Below are 20,820 nucleotides of genomic sequence, written 5' to 3' on the forward strand. Positions count from 1 at the left end.
CTCTACGAATCAGGCTCAAAATGCTCCTTGAATATGTTCAATTTGAGTCGTTGCCCCATCCAAGGATATTTCGACGGCAATGACATCAAAGCGAACGGAGTTGTTATATTTTTGAAAACGATGCAAGTAAAATTGCGCCGTTTCTTTCACTTTCATTTGCTTACGGACATCAACGGACTCTTTGGCGATTCCAAAGCGGCCGGTAGAACGTCTTGTTCTGACCTCAATAAATACGAGCGTACCTGCTTGCTCAGCAACGATATCCAGTTCTCCCGTTCGACAGCGCCAGTTCCGCTCCAAGATCCGATAATCCTTGCTGATCAAAAATGCCTCCGCCGCATCTTCGCCAAGCTTGCCAAGCTGCTTCCTGTTATCTTTCCCTGGTTCTTTCATTATCTGTCCCTCTGGGTTCTCATCCGGTTATCCGATCGATAGATAAAGCTTAACACTTCCGCCACCAACTGATAGAGCTCAGGAGGAATTTCCTGATCCAGGTCCAGCTTGGATAATACTTCGACTAAGGAAGAATCTTCTTGAACAGGAATCCCGTTATCCTTGGCTTTTTGTAAAATCGCTTCAGCCACATGGCCTTTACCTTTGGCAATCAGGGTTGGAGCCTTCTGCGCTTCAGGGGAGTAGCGAAGCGCTACAGCCTTCTTGATCGGCGTTGGTTCAGGTGTTCCCGCTGGATTCTTTTGCTTGGTCATGCCCGAAAATCTACCCCCTTATACGTTTTGGGGAGGTAGAGCGAGCGAAGATCTGCCCGACCATCTGTAACACCCTTCACTTTCCCCTCATCCTCGTTGCTTACAGGCTGTGGATAGGGTGAACATTTCAACGAAATAAACTGGTAACCCGCTTTGTTCATCGCCGATGTTATTTCTTCCTTGGACTCCTCCATCATAGGAGCTAAGGCCGGATGATCATTATGAATCGTCAATGAGACGATCTTATTAACAACATGTACGTCTACTAACGTATTCCCCATGACTTTCATTTGTAGATCGAACAACAAGCGACAATTGCTTGCGTCTACTTCACCGCGTTTCCCTTTGTGGGATTGAATATGAACGGCTGCGGACTGCTGACCTGTCCCATCCATAAAAGGAATAAACAAGGTCATATGGGCAAACATGGCGGTTTTGTCACCAGTCAACATCAGCTGTTGACCCGTGATTTGCCCGACCGCTTGCTGCGCCGCCTCTCTCAGTGGAGCCGGCGTATCGCTGGAAGCCGTGAGCTGCAAGAGCAAGCTCTTCAGTGTCTCAGCAGCTGCAGGCTTGGCCGTATCGTCCTGCTGAGAAGCCATGGCGATCAGGTTCGGCAGCTGATCGTCCTTAGGGAGCCGGCCGCGCTGCATGACCTCTCCGCGCTCATCCAGCTTCGCTGCCAGATGAGCCTCATGCTCCACGCCGACGGCTTTGAGCATCCTGCTGATCCAGTTAGGCTCTGGATCAGCCTCGGGCTCCTGAGGCGCACTTCTGCGCGCCTCTAACGGCTCCGCCGCCTTCTGCTTCGCAGGCGGCTCCTGCACAGGCGAACCCGCCACCGGCGGTTCGCCTTCAGGCGCAGGCACAGCGCTTCGCGCCTGTGCCTCCGGCATGGCCGCCCTCGCGGTGCGGGCGGCCTGCGGTTCCGCCGCCGGCTGCGCCGGGGCGGCGGCAAGCTCCCCGCCCGCTGCATCGGGCGGGGCGGTTACGGCAGCGGCCCCGGGCGCGCTGCCGACACGCGGCGGCGGCTCTGCGGGCGCCGCCGTGCCGCTGGCGCCAGCCTGCGCAGCAGCTGGCGGAGCCGCGGCCGCCGGCGCCTCCGGCGGCCGCGCGGGCCACACAGCTGCGGCGGAGGCCCGCAGCTCTCTAAGCACCGCGACGACCTGCTTCGCAGTGTCGGCTGCGGGATGCTCCGGCTGCTGCTCAAGCAATTTCGCAGCCTGCTGCTCCAACTGCTCCAGCACCTTCCCAACTGGAGGGCCGGAAGTAACCTGTCTTAAGGCCCCTACTGTTTCTTGTGTAAGGGGCAAACCCTTTTTGTGTGCCAGCACAGCAGCTTGTGCCCATTCTTCCTTATTCACACCCTCAGGTATGTTACTCATTAAAGTTTCAAAAGCTTTTACCGTTTCCTTGGATACAGGAACGCCTTCCTGCTGCATGAGCTGAACCATTTGCCGATTGCCGGCCGTATCCTTAACCGAAAAAGCTTTAAGGAGATCAGCGAGGGAATCTTCTGTAATCTGTACATCCGACGCCGTCAACGGCTTCATCATAATTTGTCCGCCGCTTGATTCCGGTTGAACCTGCAGGTAAGTCACATCTCCTTGCTTAAGAGGAGTTTCCAGTTTGGCTCTGACTTGTACGCCGCTTATATTAAGTAATGCTTCTTGATCGCTAAGCAGTTGAAGAACGACACCTTTGACAACTTGTCCTACTTTTAGTTCAAGCACCTTGCTATCCGAAGCCGTTAAATCACCCACCAAGCTGCGAATCAATCCACTTATGTTCATCCCGTTCACCTCAAATCTTTCTATCCCTTATGTATATTATCGGCTGCTTCTCAGCATTTCTGAATAAGATGAAGTCATATGAAGTCCAGTTCCAATTGTTCAGACTGCGGCTGCGCTTTTTTCTCCTCCAGCTGCGCCATCACTTTGCGTATAAATAATTTACGGTGGAGCGCCGTCGGACCATAGCGCAATAGCATCTCTCTATGGTGCTTTGTGGCATAACCTTTATGTACCGCGAGTCCGTACTCGGGATATTGCTCATCCCAATCAGCGCACATCCGATCCCTCGTCACCTTGGCGATAATCGATGCTGCTGCAATAGATTGACTTAATGCATCTCCATGTATAATAGCCGTTTGTGGAATTTCCAAATCTACTTTCTCTGCGTCCACAAGTAAGTAATCCGGTACTTGGCTTAACTGCTCGACAGCCTGCTTCATGGCTAATCTCGCTGCTTGTTTAATATTTATCGCTTCTATTTGATCAACATCAACAATGCCAACCCCTACAGCTAGAGCTTCGCTCATAATTTGTTCGTAGAGGGCATCCCGTTTTTTCTCAGAGAGTTTCTTGGAATCATTGACCCCATCCAATACATACCCTTGTGGAAGAATAACAGCTGCCGCAACGACATCTCCGAATAAACATCCTCTTCCTACCTCATCAATCCCGGCAACAAGGCTGAATCCTTGCTCCCATACTTCTTTTTCGTGCTCCAGCAATGGCTTTCGCCCCTTTCCATCTCATCATTATAAGGGATTGCCGCTTCGCCAAGCTACACCCATTTTTTTCAGCAAAAAACCACCTCCGCCCCGCCTTAACTGCTCGGTCCGAAAGTGGCTTTTTATGTTTCTCGTATTACTGAGGCTTTTCCAAGGAAATACGCCCCATTTTACCTGCTCGAAGGTCACGGATGATAATTAAGGAAGCTTTATCCAGATCCACTTTACCACCGCTCACAATGGCTCCGCGCTTCCGACCGATTGCCTCCATCACCTTAACCACTTCGTGCACATTCTCCATATCCTCCGGAAGGTCGGTTACTCCGAATCGCTCTTGAAGAGCTGCACCATAATGTTCAACCATATAGCGAACAACAAAAAGGGCAATTTCATCCAAATGCAGCAATTCTTCTTTAATCGCACCGGTCGCTGCAAGACGCTGACCAACCAATTGATCCTCGAATTTCGGCCACAAAATACCTGGCGTATCCAGCAAGTCCATTTCCGTTCCGACTTTGATCCACTGTTGACCTTTGGTAACACCCGGTTTATCACCGGTTGCTGCGATTTTTTTACCAGCCAACTGATTGATTAGCGTTGACTTCCCAACGTTCGGAATGCCGACGATGAGCGCCCTTACAGCACGAGGATTAATCCCTTTGCTAAGTTGACGTTCAATCTTATCTGCCCACAGCTGTTTCACGCGGGGTAAAATTTCTTTGGTCGCTGTTCCAGTAGCTGCATCAATTGGCAAAGCAGGCAGTCCTTGTTCAGCAAAATATTTCACCCATTGTGCTGTCACTTGGGGATCCGCCAAATCGGTTTTATTCAAAAGGACCAAACGGGGTTTGCCCTTCAAAATTTCATCTACCATCGGGTTCCGGCTGGAGAGCGGTACGCGGGCATCCAAGAGCTCAATGACGACATCAATCAGCTTTAGCTTATCTTCAATCTGCCTTCGAGCTTTGGTCATGTGACCGGGAAACCATTGAATGGTCATTCTATTTCACCTCAAAAATGTATAAAACTAATTTTGTTCAGCGGCCAGAAAATAACTTCCGCACGGCCAACGATCTTTTCGAATGGAACGAAGCCTACACTTTTAGCCCGGCTATCTTTCGAGTTTGGACGATTATCCCCCATTGCAAACAGCTCTCCATCCGGCACTTTCGTTTCCGGGAAATCTGACAATGTGTTATAAGCATGTCCTTCTTTATTCGCTTGTTCGATGGCTTCCTTGATAAATGGCTGATCAATCTCTTGGCCGTTAATAAACACTTTATCGCCTGTTACTTTAACGGTTTCGCCTGGGAGCGCAATGACACGCTTAATGTAATCTTTCCCCTCCGGCGCGTGGAAAACGATCACTTCTCCCCGTTTCGGTGCGCGAATATCATAGACAATTTTATTGACAATGAGTCGCTCGCCAGTAGAAAAATTCGGACGCATGGAATCACCATCGACGATGAAAGGTGAGAACAGGAACCAGCGAATAATAATAACGAGCACGCCCGCGATTACTAATGCTTTAATCCATTCCCAAGTTTCGCTTTTTGCTGTTTTTACAGGTTTTGCTGATACAGCTTCCGCGGTCGCAACTGAGCTTACTCTAGGCTGATCTTGCTCATTCTGTTCCATCACTGATTGCCTCTTTTCCAGTTTTGGTTTTATGTATATAGTTTGCCCTGTAAAAATGAAAAGGAGACTTGCCTAAACAAGCCCCCCGTTTTCTTATCGAATTTCTTTGATTCTTGCTGCTTTACCACGAAGACCACGCAGATAATAAAGTTTCGCACGACGAACTTTACCACGGCGAGCCACTTCAATCTTCTCAATCTTCGGAGAATGGAATGGGAAAGTTCTTTCCACACCCACACCGTAAGAAATTTTACGAACTGTAAACGTTTCGCTGATTCCACCGCCGTGGCGTTTGATAACAACACCTTCGAACAGCTGAATACGCTCACGTGTACCCTCGATAACTTTTACGTGTACTTTAAGTGTGTCTCCTGGACGGAAATTAGGAATATCCGTACGGAGTTGCTCTTTCGTAATCTCTTGAATAAGATTCATAGTTGACTCCCTCCTTCCACACAGGTGTTCATTCCGCTTATCTACATAGTATGTCTTAGCTGTTATGCGTAGAGGACCACCAGACTCGAACTGTTGAAAAATTCACAACAGAATATATATTATCATAGATAGAAAAGAAATTCAATAGAGAAGTTTTTGGGGGCTACTTCACTTGTTTTTCTCTTGCCATTCCATGATCCAAACCTTTTCTTCTTTGGTCAGCTCTCTACCTTCCAGCAAATCAGGACGGCGCTCAAGCGTACGATGGATGGATTCCTTACGGCGCCAACGCTTCACGTTCTCATGATGTCCTGATAAAAGCATTTCAGGCACTTCCCACTCTCTAAACTTCGCCGGCCTTGTATAGTGCGGGTATTCCAGCAGGCCTGTCGAGAACGAATCGGTCACCGCTGACATCTCATTGCCAAGCACACCAGGCAAAAGCCTCACTACGCTGTCTATAACGACCATAGCAGGCAATTCTCCGCCAGTTAATACATAATCACCTATGGACAACTCATCGGTCACCAGATACTGCCTAATGCGTTCATCGTAGCCCTCATAGTGACCGCAAATAAACACAAGATGCTCTTCGCTTGAGAGTTCTTCGGCAATTTTCTGAGAAAATGGCTTACCCTGCGGACACATGAGAATGACGCGCGGTTTAGCAGGTACTTCTCCTGCCTCTTGATGTTTAGGCAAAGCTTCAACTGCGGCAAAGATCGGTTCTGGCTTTAGGACCATTCCACCGCCGCCACCGTAGGGATAATCATCTACCGTATTGTGTTTGTTATTGGAATACTCACGAAAATTCACGGTATTTAGACTAACAATTCCCTTGTCACGAGCTTTCCCCAAAATGCTCGACGAAAATACCCCGTCAAACATTTCCGGAAACAAGGTCAATACATCGATTCTCATTCCATTAGTCCTTCCATCAAATGAATCCGGATTGTTTTGGCAGCAACATCCACATCCAGGATCACATCATCGATCACAGGAAGCAGCAGCTGTTTGCCTTTTGGCAAGTCCACAACCCAAACGTCATTTGCACCAGGCGTCAATACCTCGGAAATTAACCCTAGTTCTTGGCCTTCTTCCGTTATGACCTTACAGCCAATAATTTCGTGGTAATAGTATTCTCCCTCTTCCAAGGGCTGTTGATTCTTAGCTTCGATTTTTAGCAAAGAACCTTTGAATTTCTCAACCTCATTAATATTGCTGAACTGCGTAAATTGGACGATAAACACATTTTTATGTAAGCGGGAGGTTTGAACCGTCACCGGCGTTTGCTTATTTTGAGGGTCAACAATAATTAAGGCATTTCCTTTGTCAAAGCGTTCTGGAAAATCCGTTTCCGGCACTATTTTCAATTCCCCACGAATCCCGTGGGTATTTGCGATTTTACCAACAGTTATGAGTTTCTCGGTCATTTGCGCTTGCCCAACCTCCACTATAATTTACCTTTCAAGACCATATAAGAAAAAGGTTAGGAATTGAATCCTAACCTGATTTCTTATGAAACGATTTCAACGGCTACCCGCTTCGTTTCTTTCACTGCTGCTGACGTGACGACTGTGCGGAGCGATTTCGCAATCTTGCCCTGCTTCCCGATCACTTTACCGACATCGTCGGGGTGAACAGACAGCCTGTACTCAATTTTGTCATCCTTCTCCACGACAGCGACACGTACTTCTTCCGGATGATCTACAAGAGCCTTAGCAATAACGGTGATAAGATCCTTCATGAACCCACCCTCCGAAAGTTAACAGATTACTTCTGTAATTTCAGCTCGTGAAACTTAGTCATCAAACCTGCTTTGGAGAACAGGCTGCGAACTGTATCGGACGGTTGAGCGCCAGTTTGAAGCCATTTCAGCGCTTTCTCCTCATCAAGGTTTACAGCTGCTGGTTCTGCAATCGGGTTATAAGTTCCGATTTCTTCGATAAAACGACCATCACGCGGGGAACGGGAATCCGAAACCACCACACGGTAGAAAGGAGCTTTATGAGCGCCTACACGTTTAAGACGAATACGTACTGCCATGAAAAATCACCTCCTACTTAGAATAAAAAGCATTATTTAAAAGGGGAATTTAAACCCTTTGCCTAACTTCTTCATGCCCTTGGCGCCCTTCGGCCCCATCATGCCTGAAAATTGCTTCATCATTTTGCGCATATCATCGAACTGCTTAATGAAACGGTTGACCTCTTGTACCGAGTTCCCGCTTCCTAGTGCAATCCGCTTACGGCGGTTTGCATTTAGCAATTCAGGTTTGCGCTTCTCTTCCTTGGTCATCGACTTCACAATCGCTTCAACACGCGCCATCTGTTTGTCGTCGACTTTCATATCTTTCATGCCTTTGATCTTGTTCGCGCCTGGCAGCATCTCCAGAATCTGATCAAGCGGCCCCATCTTCTTCACTTGCTCCATTTGATCAAGGAAATCCTCGAAGGTGAATTCGGCGTTGCGCATTTTGCGCTCCATTTCTTTCGCCTTGTCCATATCGATGCCAGCTTGCGCTTTCTCAATCAAAGTAAGCATATCGCCCATGCCAAGAATTCTTGACGCCATACGATCCGGGAAAAATGGTTCTAATGCATCCATCTTTTCGCCGCTTGCTACGAATTTAATCGGGCAACCTGTTACTGCCTTGACAGATAACGCGGCACCACCGCGGGTATCGCCATCCAACTTGGTAAGTACGACACCTGTAAGCTCCAACTGCTGATGGAAACTCTCCGCAACATTGACAGCATCCTGCCCCGTCATCGCATCTACAACTAGCAAGATTTCATCAGGATCAACGACGGAACGAACATTTTTCAGCTCATCCATCAAGTTCTCATCAATATGCAGACGACCTGCAGTATCAATGATCACATAATCATTGCCATTATCTTTGGCGTGTTGCAGGCCTGCTTTTGCAATTTCAACAGGATTTACTTGATCTCCCAGTGAAAATACAGGCACTTTTAACTGATCGCCGAGTACTTCCAACTGCTTGATTGCCGCAGGACGATAAATGTCACACGCAACCAACAGCGGTCTATGATTTTGCTTAAGGATCATCTTGGCCAGTTTACCGGACGTTGTTGTTTTACCTGCCCCTTGTAAACCTGCCATCATAATAACAGTCGGCGGTCGATTGGAGCGCGCCAGCTTGCTTTGTGTGCCACCCATCAATGCCGTAAGCTCTTTGTTAACAATATCGATAACGACCATGCCCGGTGTAAAGGACTTCAGCACTTCTTGTCCGATAGCTTGTTCCTTCACCTTAGCAATAAAGTCTTTCACCACTTTAAAGTTAACGTCCGCTTCAAGCAGAGCGAGTCTGACCTCGCGAAGCGCTTCGCCTACATCTTCTTCCGTCAGCTTACCTTTGCTTCTCAGCTTGCCGAATACGTTCTGTAATCGGTTGGCTAATCCTTCAAATGCCATGCGCTTCACCTCCTGCTTACACTTTTTAATCGATCCCTATTATTGTATCAAAAAGCTCCGCTGTTTTCCTCTTTAGCTCAGGTTCACAGCCATCCAGCATGTGATCCAGCTCTGTGCGCAGCTTCATGCGTTGTTCGTGCTTATGTAACAGATGCAGTTTAGCTTCATATTCCTGTAAAGTTAACTCTGCTCGTTTTATATGTTCATACACCGCTTGGCGGCTTATTTCGAAATTCTCGGCAATCTCTCCGAGCGAATAATCATCATGAAAATACAACTGAAGGAAAGTTCTCTGCTTCTCGGTTAAAAGTGGTTCATAGAAATCAAATAACAGATTAATGCGATTGGTTTTCGCAAGCATTTGATCGACAGTCATGAACCCACCTCCGTAAAGGTTGCACCCTTGACACCAGCACAACAGAACCTATCATACTGAATTCCGAGATGAATGTCAAGCGTTTTACCTTGTCAGTTCGCAAACAAAAAAATCCCCCTCTAACCGACTATCGGCAGAGGAGAATTTATCGCGACTATTCTTCTTTTTGCTCGCCGATCCATTTGCCAAATAAGGCATGCACAAACTGCTCGGAATCGAAAGGCTGAAGATCATCCATTTTTTCACCGAGACCGACAAACTTCACAGGCAGGGATAGTTCCTGACGGATCGCCACCACGATACCACCCTTGGCTGTTCCGTCAAGCTTGGAGAGTACTAGTCCGGTCAGACCGGTTTTGTCCCCGAACAGCTTAGCCTGGCTAAGCGCATTTTGACCTGTTGTCGCATCAAGCACAAGAATGACCTCATGAGGAGCATCCGGTACTTCACGCTGGATAACGCGGTAAATTTTGTTCAGCTCTTCCATCAGGTTCACTTTATTTTGCAGGCGTCCTGCCGTGTCACAGAGCAAAATATCCACGCCGCGGGTTTTGGCTGCTTGCACAGCATCATACATAACCGCAGCAGGATCAGCCCCGGATTGCTGCTTAATGACGTCAACGCCGACACGCTGCCCCCAAGTCTCCAGCTGCTCAATCGCTCCGGCACGGAATGTATCACCGGCAGCCATGAGCACTTTTTTCCCTTGGGATTTGAACATGTGCGCCATTTTACCAATCGTTGTCGTCTTCCCAACGCCATTGACACCTACGAACAAAATAACCGACAAACCGTTAGGGTTTAAATTCAGGCCTGCATCCGCGTCACCTTTCAGCAGCTCGATCAGTTTTTCCGAAAGAATAGGCTGCAATTCTGCGGGATCTTCAATTTTGCGCTTTTTCACTTCTGCACGAAGCTGATCAATGAGCTTAAGAACCGTATTCACGCCTACGTCCGCGCCAATCAGAATTTCTTCCAGCTCTTCATAGAAATCTTCATCAATCTTTTTGCGGCGGCTGAATAAGTCATCGACACGCTCAACGAATACATCTCTCGTTTTGCTTAGTCCCTCTTTGAACTTATTCGTTACCGCTTCGGCCTTGCTCGAAATACTCTCTTTTAACCGTTTAAAAAAACTCATAGTTCCTCCCAAGAATAAACAACTTCGCCGTCCCATGGGACGAGCGCGTTTGTCAAAATAAAAAACTCATTAAGACGCTGACATCTCCGCTTCCTCATCTTCCAATCGAACAGAAACGAGCTTGGAAACGCCGCCCTCTTGCATGGTTACACCGTATAGCACGTCAGCCTCTTCCATCGTTCCTTTGCGGTGGGTGACGACGATAAATTGCGTCATTTCCGAGAACTCGCGCAAATATTCCGCAAAACGGGATACGTTCGCTTCATCCAAGGCAGCTTCTACTTCATCCAATACGCAGAAAGGAACCGGCTTGACCCGAATGATGGAGAACAACAGCGCAATTGCCGTAAGCGCACGTTCGCCCCCTGATAAGAGCTGAAGATTTTGCAGTTTTTTTCCTGGCGGTTGGGCCACGATCTCAATCCCCGTATCCAGCATATTTTCTGGCTCTGACAAGATCAAATCTGCGCGTCCTCCACCGAACAATTTGGAGAAAACAACGCCAAAATGCGAACGAATGGCATCAAAAGTTGTCTTGAAGCGCTTGGACATCTCCAGATCCATCTCGTGAATGACCTGATAAAGCGTAGTTTTGGCTTCGATCAAATCATTTTTCTGCGCGCTCAAAAACTCGTAACGCTCAGAGATCCTCGCATATTCCTCGATCGCACCGAGATTGACATCGCCAAGCGAAGCAATTTCGCGTTTGATCTCACGCACTTTGCTCTGTGTACCCTGGATATCTTCCGGAACCGGATAACGTTCTTTGGCTAGCTCATAGCTAAGCTCATATTCTTCGCCCAGCTTTTTCAACAAATTTTCAAGCTCAACATCCAGACGAGTTACACGCACTTCGGTTTGATGCAAGCTTTCTTCAACCTGCTTTAACTGTACGCGCTGTGCACGCGTTTCATTCTCTTCCTGCTCAAGCTTTTGCAACCATTCGGTTCGCTCCGCTCGTTTGAAATCAATGCTCTCTGTGCACTGCTGCTTCTTCAGTTTGAGATCGTTAAGCAATTCTACTTGAAGGACCGTTTCCTGTTCAAGAGCGCTCATATCCTGCTCCAACTGCTGCAGAAGCCCGCGATTCATTTCCATCTCTCGATCGGACTCGCTAAGATCCTGCTGCAACCGCCGCTGCTGATCCTGAAGAGACTGCTTCTCTTGGGAAATGGAAGCCACCTTCACCTTGAGATCCGTTAGCTGACCTTGCAGCTCTTCTTTCTCGGATTCACTGGCTTTTCGCGAACTTTCGGCATCACGAATAGCTTGCTGCAAGGAAGCTTCTTCTTCCTGCAGCTCGGCAAGCGCCGCCTCGGACTCTGTTTTCCTGCGTCCAAGATCAGCTTGCTCTTCAAGCAACGCCCCCCTGTCTTGGCTATCCAGGGAAAGCTGCTCCTCCACCGTGCGGTTCTCCGCTTCCAGCGGATTTAATTCCGCGCGGATTTGCTGCTCTTCAATACGCTTTTGCTCTCCTAGTTGGCGAAGCTGCTCCACAGCCATCATCTCATCCGTAATTTCACGCTTCATGACGCTGGTCTGACCACGCAAACCACTGAGCTGCTGCTCCGAATGCTTGATTTCATTATCCAGCTCTTCGATTTGGCGCTGACGGCCTAGCAGATTTGTTGACTTTTTCTGCAAACTCCCCCCCGTCATTGATCCTCCGGGATTGACCACATCGCCTTCTAACGTTACAACCCGATAACGATATTGTGCTTTAGCAGCAATATGATTCGCATCTTCTAATGTTTGTGCAACAACCACATTGCCTAGAAGACTAGAGAAAATGTTTTGATAAGTAGAATCAAACGATACTAGATCTACTGCGATACCTACAAAACCTTTTGCCGATCTGAGAGAGCTGATCTCGTTGTCTGAAATCGACCGACCGCGAATAACATTCATCGGCAAGAACGTAGCCCGTCCCATTTGACGGCGTTTCAAGAATGCAATCGCTTCACGCCCATCGGCTTCGGTTTCGACGACGATATTTTGTAAAGCCCCGCCTAAAGCGGTTTCAATCGCAATCTCCACATCAGCCGGCACTTTCACGAGTTCGGCAACGGCACCGCGAATCCCCCGCAAATCCTTGCGGCTTTTCGCTTTAAGCACCTCTTTAACACCTTGCATAAAGCCGTCATAATCGTTGGCCATTTCTTTCATGGTGTCGCGGCGTGATGTCAGAGCATCCAACTTCTGTTCCCATTTGCGTACCATGCCCAAGGCATCATCGAGCAAGCCCTGCTTATTTTTCATGCTTTGCGTCAGTTGGACATACTGCTGTCTGGCGTCTTCGATTTCTTTAACCGTTACTTCTAGTTTTAACGTTAACTCTTGTTTGCGGACGGTGATTTTCTCGCGCTGCTCCGCCCATTTTTGCCGCTCATCATCAAGCCTTTCCAGCCTGCGACCGATACTTTCCGTTTGCTGCTCCGCATAACGAATTTCGTTCCGGGCTTGTGCCATCCGGTTCAAAGTCTCTAAGAGCTCACCCTTTAGTTGATCTTCCGGCGAAGAACTAATTCCACCGTTAACCCCTAGCAACCGTTGTTCTTCGGCCGTCAGCTTCGCTTGAAATTCAAAAAGCTGCGCGCCGATTTGAATGATTTTCTCACGTTGCTCGCTAATCTCAGCTTCCTTGTCTATTTTGCGCTGTTCCTGCAAGGCAATTGTGCTGCTAAGCTGCTGGAAATTGGCAACGTAATTTTTTTTACGCTCTTTGAGTACCTCGCCGTGCCCTTCGCATTTCTCGAATTCCTCGCTCAGAACAAGCAAACTTTCTTGAAGCTTCTCCAGCTCCTCTTCCAGCCTGCGCGTCTCCCACCGATGCTTCTCCAAATGCGCATCATGCTGATTCACAATGGTTGAAAGCTCTGTCTGCTCCTTCACGAGCTTCTCGAGCTTCTGCGAAGCTTCATTCCATGAGATATAGATCTGATCAATCTGATGAACATACATGGCAATCTCACTGCTTTTGAGCGTTTCGCGCAGCTCTTTGTAACGAATCGCTTTCTCCGATTGCTCACGCAGCGGTTCAATTTGATCCTCTAATTCTGAAACCAAATCATGAATCCTGAGCAGATTTTGCTCGGTGTCACTTAACTTCTTTTCCGCTTCCTTTTTACGCGATTTATATTTAACAATCCCCGAAGCCTCTTCAAAAATACCTCGGCGATCCTCTGATTTCGTACTAAGAATTTCTTCAATACGTCCTTGTCCAATAATGGAATACGCTTCTTTCCCGATTCCCGTATCCATGAACAATTCCGTTATATCTTTCAGGCGGCAGGGCTGCTTATTGATTAAATATTCGCTTTCCCCACTCCTATGTACTCGGCGAGTAACCGTTACTTCATTAAAATCCAGCGGAAGCGATTGTGAAGTGTTATCCAGTGTCAGCGAGACTTCGCCATAATTGACCGCCCGGCGCGCATCACTACCCGCAAAAATAACATCCTCCATTTTACCGCCACGCAAAGACTTCGCGCTTTGTTCCCCCAGCACCCATCGGATGCCGTCGGAAATATTACTTTTTCCGCTCCCATTCGGACCTACAACCGCGGTGATACCGCGCACAAATTCCAGCTCCGTCCGGTCTGCGAAAGACTTAAACCCGGATAATTCAATCCGTTTTAAAAACATGGTCTCACCTCAGAAATTATTGTAACATATCCCTTCTAAAAATAAGAGAAAAAAACAAAAAAGGCAGCCGCAGCTGCCTCTTTATGCTATATGACTTACCGCTGAACGGTCACATTCAATTTCAACAAAGCTTGCGCAGCAGCCTGCTGCTCAGCTTCTTTCTTGGAACGTCCCGCTCCGGTTCCTAGAAGGTCGGCATCCATGTGTACTTCAGCTACAAACTCACGCTCATGCGCAGGTCCCCGCTCATTCACGATCCGGTATTCCAGAGAACCCATTCCATGATGCTGAGTATGCTCTTGCAGCTGAGTCTTGTAATCAATAACGAGCAACTTACCTTCACTGGAGATATTTGCAAATACATATTTCTTCAAAAAACCTTTGACAACATCTATGCCTTGATCCAAATATAAAGCACCAATGAAGGATTCAAAAACGTCGGCAAGAAGAGCCGGGCGGTTACGTCCGCCAGTCAACTCTTCGCCTTTACCAAGTAATACAAATGCGCCAAAATCCAAATCTTCAGCAAACGTAACGAGTGACGGCTCACAAACAATCGATGCGCGCAGCTTCGTCAACTCGCCCTCCGAACGCCCGGGATAAGAATCATATAAAAATTCCGAAACGGTTAATTCCAATACGGCATCTCCTAAAAATTCCAGACGCTCGTTATCTTTATGTCCGGCAATACGATGCTCATTCACATAAGAAGAATGGGTAAAAGCCTGTTTCAGCAGCTCTGACTTTCGAAATGTGATGCCAATCCGCTGCTGCAATTCCTTAACATTGCGGTTCATTGCTTAATTCACCACCCAGAGAGAATGCTATTTCGTTATCTTTCTTCGCAGGCAGGCAAATTATGCTTGGAACCTTTTCATAATAATCGTTGCATTGTGACCGCCAAAACCAAATGAATTGGACATTGCAATATCAACTTTTGCTTGTCGTGCTTGGTTCGGTACGTAATCCAAATCACATTCCGGATCTTGGTTCACCAGATTAATCGTAGGCGCAATCAAACTGTTAGCAATTGTCAGACCACAGATTACGGCTTCAACGCCTCCGGCAGCTCCAAGCAAGTGTCCTGTCATGGACTTCGTAGAACTAACCGCTACTTTGTACGCATGATCGCCAAGCGCTTTCTTGATCGCTGTTGTTTCCGACTTATCACCAACTGGTGTTGATGTTCCGTGAGCATTAATGTAAGAAATCTCATCTGGCGCAATGCCAGCATCCTTGATCGCTTTCACCATACAACGTGCTGCTCCGTCCGGATCCGGATCTGTCATGTGATAGGCGTCACCGCTCATCCCATACCCGATGACTTCCGCATAGATGCGTGCCCCGCGCTGTTCCGCATGTTCAAGTGACTCCAGGATCAGAACGCCTGATCCTTCGCCCATAACGAAACCGTCACGGTCCGTATCAAATGGACGGCTTGCCAAATGCGGCTCATCATTGCGAGTGGACATCGCGCGCAGCGCACAGAAACCAGCCACACCAATCGGCGTAATCGTTGCCTCTGCTCCGCCGCAGATCATTACGTCCGCGTCGCCGCGTTGAATCATTTTGAAGGAATCACCGATGGAATGCGTTCCTGTCGCACAAGCTGTCACAGCTGTGGAGTTCGGTCCTTTAGCCCCTGTAACCATCGAAATGTGGCCCGAAGCCATATTCGCGATCATCATTGGAATAAAGAACGGAGAAACACGTTTAGGACCTTTTTCCAAAAGGATTCTATGCTGCTCTTCCCACGTATTCAAACCGCCGATTCCAGAGCCAACGGATACCCCGACGCGTTCTGGGTCCGTATCCTCTTTCAGGTTCAAATTTGCGTCCTTCAGAGCGTTAAGAGCGCCTGCTACGGCGAACTGTACGAAACGGTCCATCCGGCGGGATTCTTTGCGATCCACATAATCCTCAATATTAAAATCTTTCACTTCTGCTGCAATGCGTGTCGGGTATTCGCTTACATCAAAATTCTCGATCAAGCTGACACCGGACTTACCGGCCGTCAAATTGCCCCAAAACGTATCCAACTCTTGACCAAGGGCAGTAACTACGCCCATACCTGTAATTACAACTCTTTTCATCTGTACCACCTTCTATGTAGTGAATCTTGATTTTTTAATTGACTAAGAATGGAGAGAAGTCCCGTCTTGATTAGAAACGGGACTCTGTAGACTATTACGTATGAGATTTTATGTAATTCGTAACTTCTCCTACTGTCGTAATCTTCTCAGCATCTTCATCTGAAATTTCTAAATCGAATTCATCTTCTAATTCCATAACCAATTCAACTACATCGAGAGAATCAGCTCCAAGGTCTTCTTTGAAAGATGCTTCGAGGGTGACTTCAGCTTCATCAACCCCTAGACGATCGACTACAATTCGTTTAACACGATCCAATACGTCGGACATCCGGTTCACCTCCTCTTTGGTATTATACGAGAATCTTTGACAGATTGCCAGTAGGCAATTTGGAGATTCCCTTTTTGGCGAATCTTACATGTACATGCCGCCATCCACATGAAGTGTTTGGCCTGTCATGTAGGACGCATCGTCGGATGCCAAGAAGCGAACAACCTTCGCAATTTCCTCGGGTTGACCAAGGCGTTCCAACGGAATTTGCTTTAACATTTGCTCGCGCATCTCGGCTGACAGCTTGTCAGTCATATCGGTTTCAATGAAACCAGGCGCCACCGCATTCACGGTAATACCCCGAGTGGAAAGCTCCCTCGCCGTAGCCTTGGTTAAACCAATCACGCCGGCTTTGGCTGCTACATAGTTAGCCTGTCCCGGATTTCCGAGCACGCCGACTACAGAAGATATATTAATTATTCGACCGAATCTTTGCTTCATCATAGGACGAGTAACAGCTTTCACACAGTTAAATACACCCTTCAGATTCGTAGCAATGACTTGATCAAACTCTTCTTCCTTCATTCGCATGATTAGATTGTCTCTTGTGATACCTGCATTATTCACAAGAATATCAATCTTACCAAATTTTTCAATGGTTTGCTTAACTAATTCCTCGGACTCCTGATAGCTGCTCACGTCAGCGCGGAGTTTGATGGCTTTGCGCCCCATTGCTTCAATTGCTGCTACTACTTCTTCAGCAGCGGCTTCACTTCCTGCATAATTTACAGCAACATCTGCGCCATGCTCAGCCAAATGCAAAGCAATCGCTCGGCCAATGCCTCGGGATGCCCCGGTTACCAGTGCTACTTTACCCGTTAGCATGTTATTGCACCTCCTGTAAATACTTCTCCAAAGCTTCGAGGCTGCCAATCGAAACGGTTTTGACCGTTTTATCGACCTTTTTGATCAGACCGGCAAGCACGGTTCCTGATCCCAGTTCAATAAACGTATCTACACCTTCACTGATCAAGTACGCAATTGTGTCCTCCCATAATACAGGGGAATATACCTGTTCGACAAGTAAACCGCGAATTTCTGCTGGAGCTGTAACAGGGCGTGCTGTAACGTTCGCCACAACGGGAACGGCGGCCTCGCTCATCTCGATGGATGCGAGCACGTCAGCGAGACGCTCCGAAGCCGGTTTCATCAGCGATGAGTGGAAAGGTCCGCTCACTTCAAGCGGGATCGCCCGCTTCGCACCCGCTTCTTTGCAGCGCTCGACAACCGCTTGCACACCTTCTTTGCTGCCCGATACGACGATCTGTCCCGGGCAGTTCACATTGGCGAGCTCCACGACGGAGCCGCCGCTTGTGATAGCCTTGCACAGCTCCGCAAGCGCTTCGCGCTCGGCTCCGAGCACGGCCGCCATTGCGCCCAGGCCGCCAGGGACGGCCTGTTCCATGAACTCGCCGCGGGCCCGCACCGTGCGAACCGCGTCTTCAAAAGCGAGCACGCCGGCTGCGACTAGCGCGCTGTATTCACCTAGACTATGTCCAGCGACATAGTCTGGCGTGATGCCCGCAGCCTTGAATGCTTCCAGACAAGCGATGCTTGTTGTCAATAAGGCAGGCTGCGTGTGGTACGTGATCTTCAATTGGTCATCCGGACCTTGGAAGATCAGATCAGACAAGGAAAAGCCCAGCGCTTCATTGGCGCGGTCATAATAAGCTTTGGCAGCCGGATGATTCGTGTATAAATCATGGCCCATTCCTACTGACTGCGAGCCTTGGCCAGGAAAAACAAACGCAATTTTACCCATACGAGAATAGGATCCCCTTTGGCAATAGATTTTAAATAAAATAGATAAATTTCATGTATAAAATGAACTAAACTACCAAACCAACGCGGTTGCGCCCCAAGTCAGACCTCCGCCGAAACCAACCAGCACAAGGCGATCGCCTTCTGTTAGTCTGCCTTGCTCAGCAGCTTCTGCGAGCGCTACAGGAATGGAGGCTGCCGACATATTGCCGTATTTATCGAGATTGATCATACATTTATCTGCGGTCATTTCCAGTCGGTTTAAGGAAGCTTGAATAATCCTCATGTTTGCTTGATGCGGAACTAGCAAATCAATATCTGATTTGTCCCAGCCTGCTTTGTTGAGAACTTCATCTGCTGCGTTCCCCATAATCCGCACTGCGAATTTGAAAACTTCAGCGCCAGCCATGTAGATGTAATGCATACGTTGATCGATCGATGTTTGTGAAGCAGGATTGCGTGATCCCCCGCCCTCAATTTTGAGCAGCGGTCCGCCTGTGCCGTCAGCACCAAGTTCAAAGGACTTGAAGCCTCTTTCTTCTGGCACTTCGCCAATCACAACGGCTCCAGCACCATCACCGAACAGAATGCACGTGTTCCGGTCTGTATAATCTGTAATCTTGGATAAACAATCTGCACCAATAACAAGGGCATATTTATAAGTTCCGGTTGCAATAAAGTTAGATGCATTAGCCAGTCCATATACGAAACCTGAGCATGCCGCGGATAAATCAAATGCCGCCGCCTTTTTGGCTCCCAGCTTCTCTTGCAGGATGCAAGCCGTTGATGGGAATGCCATATCCGGTGTTATGGTGGAAACGACAATCAGATCAAGTTGGTCTGCCGTAATGCCGGCATTGGCCAGTGCGATCAATGATGCTTCGTAACAAAGATCGGACGTTGCTTGTCCTTCAGCGGCGATCCTTCTTTCACGGATGCCTGTTCTCGTGACGATCCACTCATCGTTCGTCTCAACCATCGTTTCCAATTCTTGATTCGTTAATATGCGATCAGGTACATATTTCCCTGTACCAAGTACCCCAACTGGTATTAGGTTCATGTTGTAATATCTCTCTTCCCATGGCTTATTTCGGCAGATATCGTGCCAACCAAATCATTTTGCAAAGCTATTCTAGCTTGGCGAACCGCATTTTTTATGGCATTTGCATCGGAGGAACCATGGCTCTTCAGGACCAATCCATCTATCCCCAAGAAAGGTGCCGCTCCATGCTCGTTATAGTCCAACTTCTTGCGGAAATTGGTAAGACCCGGTTTCAAAACCGCTGCTGCCAGCTTGGTAAATAGCGATTTCGTAAATTCCTGTTTCAATGCCGAAAAAATGGCGGATGCCGCACCCTCCAGCGATTTCAGCATAATATTCCCGGCAAACCCGTCGCATACGATAACATCGCATTTGGCGCGGAGAACCTGAGAAGATTCGACATTTCCTACAAAATGAATAGGTCCTTGCTCCATTAAAGGATATGCCGTTTTGGTTAGTTCATTCCCTTTGGCCGCCTCTGTTCCTACGTTCAAAAGACCTACGCGCGGCTTAGATATGCCATGCACTTTGGAACGGTAAATGCTGCCCATGATTGCATACTGGAGCAATTGCTCCGGCGTAGCATCCATATTCGCACCCAAATCGAGGGCTAGCACACCATTGCCATCCATTGTCGGGATCATCGGCGCCAGAGCCGGACGCTCAATGCCCGGGATTCTCCCAACTACGAGCAAGCCCGTCGTCATCAATGCGCCTGTATTTCCAGCGGAAATCATCGCTTCCGCTTCTTTCTCCCGTACTAGTTTACCCGCTACAACCATGGAGGCGTCTTTTTTGCGTCGCACTGCTTTCACAGGCTCATCTTCCGCTTCAATAACTTCCTCCGTGTGACGGATACTTATATTTGCCGGTCTCTCTGTGAGATGGGCTTCAATTACAGCGCTGTTGCCGACCAAAATGATATGTACGTCCTTCCACTCTTTGGCCGCCGCTAAAGCACCCTCCACTACAATTTTCGGGGCATTATCGCCGCCCATGGCATCAATCGCGATCCGCATGCAGCTTGTCCTCCCTCTCTAGATGTTGCTCTTTCTTCGAATGAAAGATCACGAAATTACCTCGGAACACAGCCTCATCGCCAACGTAGGAAGACACTTCAACTCTTGCTTTCCCTTTGGAAACGGAACGCACATAGGCTTTGGCGATACATTTCTCTCCTAGCTTTACAGAACGTATAAACCGGATGTCTGCTGAGGCTGTCAAGGCGATTGGATCGTCGATAACGGCAACGGCCAGGGAGTTTGCTTGTGAGAATATATGATGTCCTCTTGCAATCTTGGTTCTTGAGAAAACATGATCTTCTTTAATTTCAAAAATCGAAATACCGCTTTGGTCCAGCTGTAAATCGATCACTTCACCAATGACTTCATCAATGGACAGTGAACGCACTTGATCGTACGTTTTGACAGCCATGTGTTTCATGCGTTCCCGCAGCTCAGGAATACCTAGTTCCAATCGGTCTAACCGGACGGTTTGGATGCTAACCTGAAACGTTCGCATCAGTTCCTCGTCAGTCATAAAAGGATTCGCTTCAATTGCTTGAAGCAATTGCTGCTGCCTTTGTCGTTTAGGAAGGCGTTCGATGGCTAGCACCACCTTATCTCGTGAGATCTCATCTTATTACCAGATACTAAACTGTAGTATATTAAATTTAGAACCAAAAAGAAAGCAAAAAAA

At 48.0% G+C, this 20,820-nt stretch carries 23 protein-coding genes; all 23 read right to left on the bottom strand.

From position 1 onward, the window contains the following. Nucleotides 1-15: 15 nt before the first annotated feature. The gene (locus GON05_RS20075; RefSeq protein ID WP_157321273.1) at nucleotides 16-393 is read right to left on the bottom strand and encodes a YraN family protein; all 378 of its coding nucleotides are present in this window, start codon (nucleotides 391-393) and stop codon (nucleotides 16-18) included. Further along, nucleotides 393-707, bottom strand: a complete 315-nt coding sequence (locus GON05_RS20080) for an EscU/YscU/HrcU family type III secretion system export apparatus switch protein (RefSeq protein ID WP_157321275.1) — start codon at nucleotides 705-707, stop codon at nucleotides 393-395. Before GON05_RS20080 ends, GON05_RS20075 begins: the two co-directional genes overlap by 1 nt. Then, nucleotides 704-2,500, bottom strand: coding sequence for a hypothetical protein (locus tag GON05_RS20085; RefSeq protein WP_157321277.1), 1,797 nt, complete (start codon nucleotides 2,498-2,500; stop codon nucleotides 704-706). Before GON05_RS20085 ends, GON05_RS20080 begins: the two co-directional genes overlap by 4 nt. A gap of 74 nt (nucleotides 2,501-2,574) precedes the next feature. Next, a complete protein-coding gene (locus GON05_RS20090; protein WP_157321279.1) occupies nucleotides 2,575-3,222 on the bottom strand; it encodes a ribonuclease HII in 648 nt (215 codons plus the stop codon). Nucleotides 3,223-3,358: 136 nt separating this feature from the next. After that, nucleotides 3,359-4,222 carry a ribosome biogenesis GTPase YlqF gene (gene ylqF / locus GON05_RS20095; protein ID WP_127458436.1) on the bottom strand — a complete coding sequence of 288 codons (864 nt, stop codon included), beginning with the start codon at nucleotides 4,220-4,222 and terminating at the stop codon, nucleotides 3,359-3,361. A gap of 11 nt (nucleotides 4,223-4,233) precedes the next feature. Beyond that, on the bottom strand, nucleotides 4,234-4,860 hold the full coding sequence (lepB, locus tag GON05_RS20100) for a signal peptidase I (protein WP_127458435.1): 627 nt from the start codon (nucleotides 4,858-4,860) through the stop codon (nucleotides 4,234-4,236). Nucleotides 4,861-4,953: 93 nt separating this feature from the next. Further along, the gene (gene rplS, locus GON05_RS20105) at nucleotides 4,954-5,295 is read right to left on the bottom strand and encodes a 50S ribosomal protein L19 (RefSeq protein WP_127458434.1); all 342 of its coding nucleotides are present in this window, start codon (nucleotides 5,293-5,295) and stop codon (nucleotides 4,954-4,956) included. Between the two features lie 168 nt (nucleotides 5,296-5,463). Then, entirely contained in the window at nucleotides 5,464-6,216 is a 753-nt protein-coding gene (gene trmD / locus GON05_RS20110) for a tRNA (guanosine(37)-N1)-methyltransferase TrmD (RefSeq protein ID WP_157321282.1), read from the bottom strand. Then, nucleotides 6,213-6,728: a ribosome maturation factor RimM gene (rimM, locus tag GON05_RS20115; protein WP_157321284.1), complete on the bottom strand. Its 516-nt coding sequence runs from the start codon at nucleotides 6,726-6,728 to the stop codon at nucleotides 6,213-6,215. Before rimM ends, trmD begins: the two co-directional genes overlap by 4 nt. Before the next feature lie 83 nt (nucleotides 6,729-6,811). Then, nucleotides 6,812-7,042 carry a KH domain-containing protein gene (locus GON05_RS20120; RefSeq protein ID WP_047672782.1) on the bottom strand — a complete coding sequence of 77 codons (231 nt, stop codon included), beginning with the start codon at nucleotides 7,040-7,042 and terminating at the stop codon, nucleotides 6,812-6,814. Between the two features lie 26 nt (nucleotides 7,043-7,068). Then, nucleotides 7,069-7,341 (bottom strand): 30S ribosomal protein S16, encoded by a 273-nt coding sequence (gene rpsP, locus GON05_RS20125; RefSeq protein WP_127458431.1) that lies wholly within the window; start codon nucleotides 7,339-7,341, stop codon nucleotides 7,069-7,071. A 36-nt stretch (nucleotides 7,342-7,377) separates the two neighbouring features. Then, the gene (gene ffh, locus GON05_RS20130) at nucleotides 7,378-8,736 is read right to left on the bottom strand and encodes a signal recognition particle protein (RefSeq protein ID WP_157321287.1); all 1,359 of its coding nucleotides are present in this window, start codon (nucleotides 8,734-8,736) and stop codon (nucleotides 7,378-7,380) included. A 25-nt stretch (nucleotides 8,737-8,761) separates the two neighbouring features. Next, complete coding sequence (locus GON05_RS20135; RefSeq protein ID WP_127458429.1) at nucleotides 8,762-9,112, bottom strand: putative DNA-binding protein; 351 nt, start codon at nucleotides 9,110-9,112, stop codon at nucleotides 8,762-8,764. Between the two features lie 154 nt (nucleotides 9,113-9,266). Then, nucleotides 9,267-10,253 carry a signal recognition particle-docking protein FtsY gene (gene ftsY, locus GON05_RS20140; RefSeq protein ID WP_127458428.1) on the bottom strand — a complete coding sequence of 329 codons (987 nt, stop codon included), beginning with the start codon at nucleotides 10,251-10,253 and terminating at the stop codon, nucleotides 9,267-9,269. Nucleotides 10,254-10,322: 69 nt separating this feature from the next. Next, nucleotides 10,323-13,898, bottom strand: coding sequence for a chromosome segregation protein SMC (gene smc / locus GON05_RS20145; RefSeq protein WP_157321288.1), 3,576 nt, complete (start codon nucleotides 13,896-13,898; stop codon nucleotides 10,323-10,325). 95 nt (nucleotides 13,899-13,993) lie between these two features. Beyond that, complete coding sequence (gene rnc, locus GON05_RS20150; protein ID WP_127458426.1) at nucleotides 13,994-14,695, bottom strand: ribonuclease III; 702 nt, start codon at nucleotides 14,693-14,695, stop codon at nucleotides 13,994-13,996. Between the two features lie 60 nt (nucleotides 14,696-14,755). Further along, complete coding sequence (fabF, locus tag GON05_RS20155; protein ID WP_157321290.1) at nucleotides 14,756-15,991, bottom strand: beta-ketoacyl-ACP synthase II; 1,236 nt, start codon at nucleotides 15,989-15,991, stop codon at nucleotides 14,756-14,758. Between the two features lie 94 nt (nucleotides 15,992-16,085). Continuing rightward, nucleotides 16,086-16,319: an acyl carrier protein gene (gene acpP, locus GON05_RS20160; RefSeq protein ID WP_028558238.1), complete on the bottom strand. Its 234-nt coding sequence runs from the start codon at nucleotides 16,317-16,319 to the stop codon at nucleotides 16,086-16,088. A gap of 84 nt (nucleotides 16,320-16,403) precedes the next feature. After that, the gene (gene fabG / locus GON05_RS20165) at nucleotides 16,404-17,144 is read right to left on the bottom strand and encodes a 3-oxoacyl-[acyl-carrier-protein] reductase (protein ID WP_157321292.1); all 741 of its coding nucleotides are present in this window, start codon (nucleotides 17,142-17,144) and stop codon (nucleotides 16,404-16,406) included. A 1-nt stretch (nucleotide 17,145) separates the two neighbouring features. Continuing rightward, complete coding sequence (fabD, locus tag GON05_RS20170) at nucleotides 17,146-18,081, bottom strand: ACP S-malonyltransferase (protein WP_157321294.1); 936 nt, start codon at nucleotides 18,079-18,081, stop codon at nucleotides 17,146-17,148. A 72-nt stretch (nucleotides 18,082-18,153) separates the two neighbouring features. Beyond that, the gene (locus GON05_RS20175) at nucleotides 18,154-19,140 is read right to left on the bottom strand and encodes a beta-ketoacyl-ACP synthase III (RefSeq protein WP_127458422.1); all 987 of its coding nucleotides are present in this window, start codon (nucleotides 19,138-19,140) and stop codon (nucleotides 18,154-18,156) included. Further along, the gene (plsX, locus tag GON05_RS20180) at nucleotides 19,137-20,141 is read right to left on the bottom strand and encodes a phosphate acyltransferase PlsX (RefSeq protein WP_127458421.1); all 1,005 of its coding nucleotides are present in this window, start codon (nucleotides 20,139-20,141) and stop codon (nucleotides 19,137-19,139) included. The genes GON05_RS20175 and plsX overlap by 4 nt, the downstream gene beginning before the upstream one ends. Beyond that, the gene (gene fapR / locus GON05_RS20185) at nucleotides 20,125-20,739 is read right to left on the bottom strand and encodes a transcription factor FapR (RefSeq protein WP_164819829.1); all 615 of its coding nucleotides are present in this window, start codon (nucleotides 20,737-20,739) and stop codon (nucleotides 20,125-20,127) included. The genes plsX and fapR overlap by 17 nt, the downstream gene beginning before the upstream one ends. Nucleotides 20,740-20,820 lie beyond the last annotated feature (81 nt).

This window comes from Paenibacillus anseongensis (assembly GCF_009757995.1).
Taxonomy (GTDB): Bacteria; Bacillota; Bacilli; order Paenibacillales; family NBRC-103111; genus Paenibacillus_E; species Paenibacillus_E chondroitinus.

Bases quoted from the DNA above. Each gene is read 5' to 3' on its own strand.
- GON05_RS20075 (WP_157321273.1), bottom strand. From the start codon at position 393: ATGAAAGAACCAGGGAAAGATAACAGGAAGCAGCTTGGCAAGCTTGGC.
- GON05_RS20080 (WP_157321275.1), bottom strand. From the start codon at position 707: ATGACCAAGCAAAAGAATCCAGCGGGAACACCTGAACCAACGCCGATC.
- GON05_RS20085 (WP_157321277.1), bottom strand. From the start codon at position 2,500: ATGAACATAAGTGGATTGATTCGCAGCTTGGTGGGTGATTTAACGGCT.
- ylqF (WP_127458436.1), bottom strand. From the start codon at position 4,222: ATGACCATTCAATGGTTTCCCGGTCACATGACCAAAGCTCGAAGGCAG.
- lepB (WP_127458435.1), bottom strand. From the start codon at position 4,860: ATGGAACAGAATGAGCAAGATCAGCCTAGAGTAAGCTCAGTTGCGACC.
- rplS (WP_127458434.1), bottom strand. From the start codon at position 5,295: ATGAATCTTATTCAAGAGATTACGAAAGAGCAACTCCGTACGGATATT.
- trmD (WP_157321282.1), bottom strand. From the start codon at position 6,216: ATGAGAATCGATGTATTGACCTTGTTTCCGGAAATGTTTGACGGGGTA.
- rimM (WP_157321284.1), bottom strand. From the start codon at position 6,728: ATGACCGAGAAACTCATAACTGTTGGTAAAATCGCAAATACCCACGGG.
- GON05_RS20120 (WP_047672782.1), bottom strand. From the start codon at position 7,042: ATGAAGGATCTTATCACCGTTATTGCTAAGGCTCTTGTAGATCATCCG.
- rpsP (WP_127458431.1), bottom strand. From the start codon at position 7,341: ATGGCAGTACGTATTCGTCTTAAACGTGTAGGCGCTCATAAAGCTCCT.
- ffh (WP_157321287.1), bottom strand. From the start codon at position 8,736: ATGGCATTTGAAGGATTAGCCAACCGATTACAGAACGTATTCGGCAAG.
- GON05_RS20135 (WP_127458429.1), bottom strand. From the start codon at position 9,112: ATGACTGTCGATCAAATGCTTGCGAAAACCAATCGCATTAATCTGTTA.
- ftsY (WP_127458428.1), bottom strand. From the start codon at position 10,253: ATGAGTTTTTTTAAACGGTTAAAAGAGAGTATTTCGAGCAAGGCCGAA.
- smc (WP_157321288.1), bottom strand. From the start codon at position 13,898: ATGTTTTTAAAACGGATTGAATTATCCGGGTTTAAGTCTTTCGCAGAC.
- rnc (WP_127458426.1), bottom strand. From the start codon at position 14,695: ATGAACCGCAATGTTAAGGAATTGCAGCAGCGGATTGGCATCACATTT.
- fabF (WP_157321290.1), bottom strand. From the start codon at position 15,991: ATGAAAAGAGTTGTAATTACAGGTATGGGCGTAGTTACTGCCCTTGGT.
- acpP (WP_028558238.1), bottom strand. From the start codon at position 16,319: ATGTCCGACGTATTGGATCGTGTTAAACGAATTGTAGTCGATCGTCTA.
- fabG (WP_157321292.1), bottom strand. From the start codon at position 17,144: ATGCTAACGGGTAAAGTAGCACTGGTAACCGGGGCATCCCGAGGCATT.
- fabD (WP_157321294.1), bottom strand. From the start codon at position 18,081: ATGGGTAAAATTGCGTTTGTTTTTCCTGGCCAAGGCTCGCAGTCAGTA.
- GON05_RS20175 (WP_127458422.1), bottom strand. From the start codon at position 19,140: ATGAACCTAATACCAGTTGGGGTACTTGGTACAGGGAAATATGTACCT.
- plsX (WP_127458421.1), bottom strand. From the start codon at position 20,141: ATGCGGATCGCGATTGATGCCATGGGCGGCGATAATGCCCCGAAAATT.